At 39.6% G+C, this 6,785-nt stretch carries 5 protein-coding genes and 2 pseudogenes; all 7 read left to right on the top strand.

The genetic code is table 11. The annotated features are described in order from the left end of the window. A pseudogene (locus tag ACFILO_RS08865) lies at positions 1-435 on the top strand (DUF3792 domain-containing protein); the annotation flags it as partial. Positions 436-749: 314 nt separating this feature from the next. After that, the gene (locus ACFILO_RS08860) at positions 750-1,949 is read left to right on the top strand and encodes an MFS transporter (protein ID WP_375654132.1); all 1,200 of its coding nucleotides are present in this window, start codon (positions 750-752) and stop codon (positions 1,947-1,949) included. A 213-nt stretch (positions 1,950-2,162) separates the two neighbouring features. Then, positions 2,163-2,837: a hypothetical protein gene (locus ACFILO_RS08855; RefSeq protein WP_375613882.1), complete on the top strand. Its 675-nt coding sequence runs from the start codon at positions 2,163-2,165 to the stop codon at positions 2,835-2,837. A 10-nt stretch (positions 2,838-2,847) separates the two neighbouring features. After that, on the top strand, positions 2,848-4,086 hold the full coding sequence (locus ACFILO_RS08850) for a DUF2087 domain-containing protein (RefSeq protein ID WP_375678160.1): 1,239 nt from the start codon (positions 2,848-2,850) through the stop codon (positions 4,084-4,086). A gap of 531 nt (positions 4,087-4,617) precedes the next feature. Further along, positions 4,618-5,772 (top strand): MFS transporter, encoded by a 1,155-nt coding sequence (locus tag ACFILO_RS08845; protein ID WP_375678159.1) that lies wholly within the window; start codon positions 4,618-4,620, stop codon positions 5,770-5,772. Positions 5,773-6,059: 287 nt separating this feature from the next. Next, positions 6,060-6,341 carry a hypothetical protein gene (locus tag ACFILO_RS08840; protein WP_375678158.1) on the top strand — a complete coding sequence of 94 codons (282 nt, stop codon included), beginning with the start codon at positions 6,060-6,062 and terminating at the stop codon, positions 6,339-6,341. Between the two features lie 15 nt (positions 6,342-6,356). Further along, positions 6,357-6,479: pseudogene (locus tag ACFILO_RS08835) on the top strand (DUF2087 domain-containing protein); the annotation flags it as partial. Positions 6,480-6,785: the final 306 nt, after the last annotated feature.

Genomic DNA, 6,785 nt, shown 5'->3' with positions numbered 1-6,785 from the left:
GGTTCTGCGATAACAGCTTTCAAAAATGATCCTTCTTACTATCGCACCACTTTAAAAAATCTTGGTGAGCGCCTGTCCGATCGTGTAGAAGATCTCACGACAAAATTTGATCGAAGTGATATCATTAAGGCCCTTGTGACCGATGGCATGTCCCGTTCGGATGCACAAACAGCAGCCAACCATGCTGTTCAACTCTATCAAAGCGCAGAGGAAAAGACCGAAAAAGCCATCAAAGCCCTTGAAGAACGGGCAGAAACACTCTCAGACAATCTTGAGGATACGATCAAGGGAGCAAAAAACACTGCAACTAAAGCCACAAAAACAGCCTCCAATATGGGGTGGTGGGGCTTTTTAGGAAGTCTGGTAGGCGCCATTATTTCCAGTGTTTTTGGCTATTATGGTTATAGAAGCCGTAAGGACACTTTCATGCTTTAAAACGTCTACCTTTAAAGCAAATACATAAAAAGCTGCACGCATACTGCAGCTTTTTTGCAAAATTTTCTGATTGTCTTTTTGTATCATTGTCTCTCATATCAGACAACTTCACCAGCCCATCATCCTTAATACTCCCCTTAAAAAAAACATAAGGAGTTGCTCATCGCTGCCAATAGGCATTGTGCTTGTTTTGGAAAAGAGCTCTGAAAACTTCCTTTCTCAACTGATCATCAAGAAAAACTATACAAAGCATGGGATATACCATAAACACGTAGAAGAAAATTGTACCTTATAACCTCTTGGGGAGGAGCATTGTGACAAAGAAAAAATCCATGATTTTTACCCAAATGGGGCTTTTCCTTGTTTTGGGCTTTAGCAGCTTTGCCGATGAAACAGCACAAGTTACATTTGCTCTCCACTTAGCAGAAAGCACAGCATCTATTTCAATGCTGCTGTTTGCAGGGCTTGTCGGGGCAATTTGTGCCGGACCAATTGCACCACGCCTCTTGCATCACTTCCAACCAGCGCGAACAGTACCCATTGTTTTATTGTTTGAAGCACTCTTTATAGCCACAGCTGCAATCGCCAACCAATTTTGGGTTTATATTGCCCTTTCTTTCGCACTAGGTTGTGCTGGTTCACTCTTTTGGTCTGCTATCCTCGTTTCCGTCCCAGAATTTGCAACCAATGATCAGCAATTAGACCGTATCAACCGCATTATCCAAACAGTTCGTAATCTTGGCTATATTGCAGGACCACTGTTAGGGGGCGTGTTGTATGGAATATCAAACGGGCAAAAAGGATTGTTTGTGTTGTCAATCATGGTTCTTTTTGCTACCTTTATCACTCTCTTCTGTTTTAAAAGTTTTAAAATTCATACACAAACGACAAACACAACGCAAAAAAGCAAAAAAGGGCTAGATTTAACGGGTCTCTTGCGTAAAAAAAATGTTGTCTATGCTCTTTCTCCCCTCATCATTACCATCATCCTCACCTCTGCTCTCAACGTCTTATCGATTGTCCGCATCCGCACTGAGCTGTACTTCAGTGCAGAAACCTATGGGGTAATCACAAGCATGTTAAGTCTTGGCCTCGTGGTTGGTCCACTCTGTTTCTCCAGCCTTTTTCATCGCTTTGGCAATGCCGCTGGTGCATCACTTGCCGCTACAATAATTGGTTTTGCAATTTTCTGCTTTTCCTTAACACATATTGTATGGTTAATGATGCTGTCATTTTTCATCCTTGGGGGTGCTAACGGCGTGCAAAATGCTCTGATGGCAAGTTTTATGATGAAAGCCATTCAGAAAGAACACCGAAACAACCAAATGCCTGCCTATATCTTTATCATACAAACAGCGGTGTGCCTTGGCTTTCTAGGAGCCGGTTTTGTAAAAGTGCATCACACCCAAAGCACACTGTTTATCATTGGCATCGCCACAATGATCACAGGCATCTTAGGTTTTATTGTGAACAGTGCCGTACAAAAAAAACAGAGAGAATTTGATAATGGTTAGTGGACGAGGCGTTTTTCTCAAGCAAACCATACACCCCAAAAGGACATGACAATCACCACCCAATCAAATTTCAATAAAATCCCTATCAAATCGTTGTATCCCATGCAACCCCATACCAACCCAATAGGACTTTGATAAACCACTCTTTAATGTAGAGCAACTAACAACCCTCCCCAAAACTTGATATTTTAAAGTAAAAAAAACGATAACATCATGCAACAAGACCCTATAGGCTTAAACTTTTACAATGGAACAGGCGGTTATGTATGGCAACTTGCAAACACCATGCAACATGACTTGAATGAAAACATCCACACGCTTGAATTGCAAAAACCAACGCCGCCCATAGCCATCAATTCTTTCGCTGTCTACCCAAGTGAACTCAATCCTTTATCACGCGTTCAATGGGCAAAAGATGTACAAATAATAAAAAACAAACCAGCACTCATTGGCAAACGGCAAATACAACCCATCACCATTGTTTCTACAAAAGGAGCGGCATTTGGCGGATTCGATTTTCCCACATTTGAAGCACTTCGTGAAGGCTGCCTTGTCCAATCACTGAGGGAAATACAATTCAATGGTACTCTTCTTGCCTCTGGAAGTCTTTTGATATCACTTTTACAACACGGTCTCATCGAAACAGATCAAAAAGCATTTTCAGAAAATGATGCAACCGCTCTTTTACGAGAGCCAACATGTATTATCATAGATTCTTCTCTTGGCAGTCTTGCCATTAATCAACTCAATGGGCGTACAATCCGGCTTCATGAAAAAACAAAACATCTCTTGAAGCAAGCCACCACACCAATACGTATTCAATATCCGCTAGAGGATTCAATAAAGTTTTTTATAAAAGCAGGAATGCTACGATTGGTAAAATTATAAGGATAAAAAGATGCAGCTGATAAGACCTGGCATGGGAACAGAAAATAGTGCACAGCTCATTTATGCGCTTATTCAAATGGCAAGACCGCGCACAGTCATTGAAATCGGTGCTGGTGATAGTACGCGCTTGATTGCTAAAGCACTGCAAAAAGCAAAACAAGCATGGCAACAAGATAAAAAACTTTTAGAATCTTCCACCTGGGAAGAGCGCACAGCTTTGCTTGATCCTTCAGGAATCCTTGAGAATTACGAACCTCGGCTTATCACCATTGATGATTTTACAGTCGAAGGTCAATCAGCCGAAGAAGCATGGCAAGAACTGCTTCAAGGCGGTATTGAAAAAGATACTGTAACATTTATCCATGAGAATTTTTTCTCTCTTGATGATGAAACGCTCAAATCTTGGGGACCAATAGATTTTGCTTGGCTTGATGCTGGAACGCCCGCAGATGACGTGCGATTTGTTATAACCCTTTGGGAACACATCACCGCGGGTGGTTATCTTTTTCTGCATGAACCAACCATAACAACAACAATTGCTCTCAATGGCGAACAACGGGTTCGACGTGTTAGAACTCCCATCTGGGAAGAAATTCTCTACCGGCTTGATGGCTCCTATGAAGCTTTAACACTCCCCGAAAACCACAAATATCGCCAAGGTGGTCTGGGGATTATTCGCAAACGCACCTCTGCCGAACAAATTGTACGCGCACAATCGCTACAAGCAGAACTCATAGAAATCAATGAACTGCCCATTCGCAATGATCTTTTGCCCATGGGGAAAGAAACCCTTCACAAACGCAATACCCGCAATTCACTGATCTCTGCCATGACGTCACCGACACTGCGTACTGTTTATGCCGCCATTATCCTTGGTGCAAAAAATCTTACTGATATCCTCAAACATGTCGATTCAGATGCCAAAAACATTCACAAATCCATCAATCGCCTTTTGAATCTCGGACTTATTCACAACACAACAGAAGGATTTCAAGCCGAAGAGACAGTGTGGAAAATGCTAGAAAATAAACATGAGCGGAATAGGGAAAATTTAAGCGACCGCCATTTAGAAACAGAAGAGATGCTATCAAAAATTGGTGAAGCCTTTCAGAAGGAAAAAATCTATAGCGAAACGGAAGTTTCCAAGATATGCAACCTCTTTACGATAGACTTTGCCCGATTACGACGCACTCTTGTTGAGAGAGGTTTTTTACAACGCCATGGAGGAAAATATCAACGCATGCGCTAAAAGAGAATTGAAAAATGATTAGCGAACGCTATCGTTTTTCTTCTCTATTTCAAGAGAATGAATAACCTTCCACTAAAAAAATATAATTTCATTAAAAGGTTACAAAATCATTCATCCCATTCATATGTTGACAATCTATGGAGATGAGATTAGCGTGCCCTCTTCGCAAGAGATGCAATGGGGAGGAACAAGAGTGCGGGATGCCAATTGGTTATCAAAAAGGATTGGGTGGTTATCAAAAAGAATTAGAAATAGTCAAAACCATCAGGAGAAGATATAGGATCAAGGTCTCAATGATCTTACGATTGTTGCGCGAACATCTGGGCACAGTGTTGTTGCTCAATCCAAATCATGCTCGATATTTCTAAAAACATCGTAGAAAAAACAATATTCTTGCATTGGACTGGCTAGTGAATCAAGAAAGATACTATTTCAACGAAATGTGCACAGCAGAAATAGGGCTGGCAAAACTTCCTCAAAAGATACAACAAAATGTCTTTGATCATTTAACAACACTTCTATGGAAATTCCATGGGCAAAAATAAAATTCCTTTTTTCATCTATAGCACAGTTTTTCTTTCTGAATTTTCCTTTTTCTTTGTACTCCCTCTGCTTGGAAACTCTTCTCTCATAACTGCTGCCAATGTTGCTTTTTATCTCGCTGGATCGGTAATCCTTGAAAGCATTCTCATGGTAACCACAACAGGTTTATTAGAAAGATTTTCGCGTAAACTCTTAATGGCTACCGCCTTTATTTTAAGGAGTAGCGCTTTTGTGTGCATTATCCTATCGCTCACACCTTCTGCATGGTTGATCTTTTTTACCTTAATGGCTTTTTCGAAAGCAATTTCAAAGCCATTTTTGAGAGAAATTTTATCAGAACATCTCAATGAAAATGCTCTTAAACGCGCATTAACTCTCTATTCTTTTTTTCAAAATGCTGCTGTCGTTATCGCCCCTCTTGTTGCAACGAGTGCCATAAAATACAACGCATCAACCTTCTTAATGGCTTTTTTTGCACTCATTGGTTTGTATCTTTGTGTTCTATCCATTCAAATTGTTTATCATTACCCGCATAAAACATTATCTCTTGAAAAGAATAAAAAAACAAAAAAAGCTCTTCTTTCTTCTTTAAAAACAATAATACATAATCGTTCTATTGCTTATTTGCTGGTCACGGCTTTGTTTTGTGCATTCCTCATGGGAATTTTCATCACCACCACAACACTTCTCAGTAAATTTGACAGCAATCTCGCCCCTTATAGTGGAATTTTCTTTTCAATTGTTGGCATCAGTATTTGTATCTGGCAAGGAATAATTAATAAACATCTCAGCCTTTCCGATAAATCAACTTTTTATCTGCTCTGCTTTATGGGAAGTTTCTCCTCATTTTTCCTCATAGGTGGGGTCTTTACCGCTGTGACTGCGTTAATTGCCTACAGTGTCTATGAATCTGTCATGATTCCAGAAATATACTATCAAGCAGGGAAAACAACCTCATCCCTCTCTGCCAGTGTTCTTTTCAGTTATATTCTTGTTATTTCAAATATTGGCCAAGCCGCCGGCTCATGGACAAGTGGATGGATTATCAGCCATTTCAACAATCATATCGCTTTCACCTTTTGCATGATTGTTGGTGCCTCCGCATTTGCTTCTTGCCTTTGCCTCATGCAAACGAAAAAATAAGCAGCTTCCATGTCACATATAGTTTTTACAACCGGTGGCACAACAAGAGCACTCAAAACACTTCGCCATAAATCACTCAATTATGATTTTGAACACACTCTGCGGCAAAAAAGCTCAAAACGGTCTCTAAAGATTGCTCTGTAAACGCCGTTGCAAATTGTCTCATAGCTTAAAGGATTATGGGGTAGACAAGCGTAAGGTAGCTACATTCTGCACGAATAATATTCTATTGATATCCATGTGCAATACAGCCAAATCATTTTTCTTATAATTCGCTCATTTCTGCCATGACCTCACCGACACTACGCGCTGTCTATACTGTTATTATACTTGGTGCTAAAATTCTTTCTGATATCCTCAAACTTGTCAATTCAGAGACCAAAAACATTCACAAATCTATTAATCGCCTTTTAAACCTTGGTCTTATTCAAAACACAACAAAGGGATTTCAAGCAATCGATAAATTATGGCAAGCGCTAGAAGATAAAAATGTACGAAATATGGAAATTTTTAGCGATCGCCATTTAGATAACAGAAGATATACTTACAAAAATTGCAGAAGCATTTAAAATAGGAAAAACTATCGCGAAACGGAAACATCAAAAATATGTAGCCTTTTTACTTTAGATTTTGCGAGATTAAGACGAATCTTGGTGGAAAATGGATTTTTAAGACGATATGCAAGCAAATATCAGCGCATACGTTGAAAGAAAAAATTCAAGCATTTGAGTTTTTCTTATGCAGCGTTTTGTTTTTTTGTTTTCTGTAAAGAAAGTTTAGGCCAGCTATACGCCCCCCTTAGTATTTAGTGGTATAGATAGTTTGGAGTTCAAGGAATTGTTTGCAGTTTTTTGTTACAAAAAGTTAGCAGATTGTTTTGAGGATGACGATATACAGGCTACACATAGGACAAAGGGAGAGATGACATAAGAACCAAGAGAATCTGAGTTTAGATTTAATTTCTACAAAGCCTTTATGCGCGTAAATTAGATACCTATACGTTCTTCCCCTAC

The organism is Bartonella sp. AP72JLCBS (genome assembly GCF_042195705.1).
GTDB lineage: Bacteria > Pseudomonadota > Alphaproteobacteria > Rhizobiales > Rhizobiaceae > Bartonella.
This window is presented reverse-complemented; position numbering and strand designations above follow the sequence as displayed.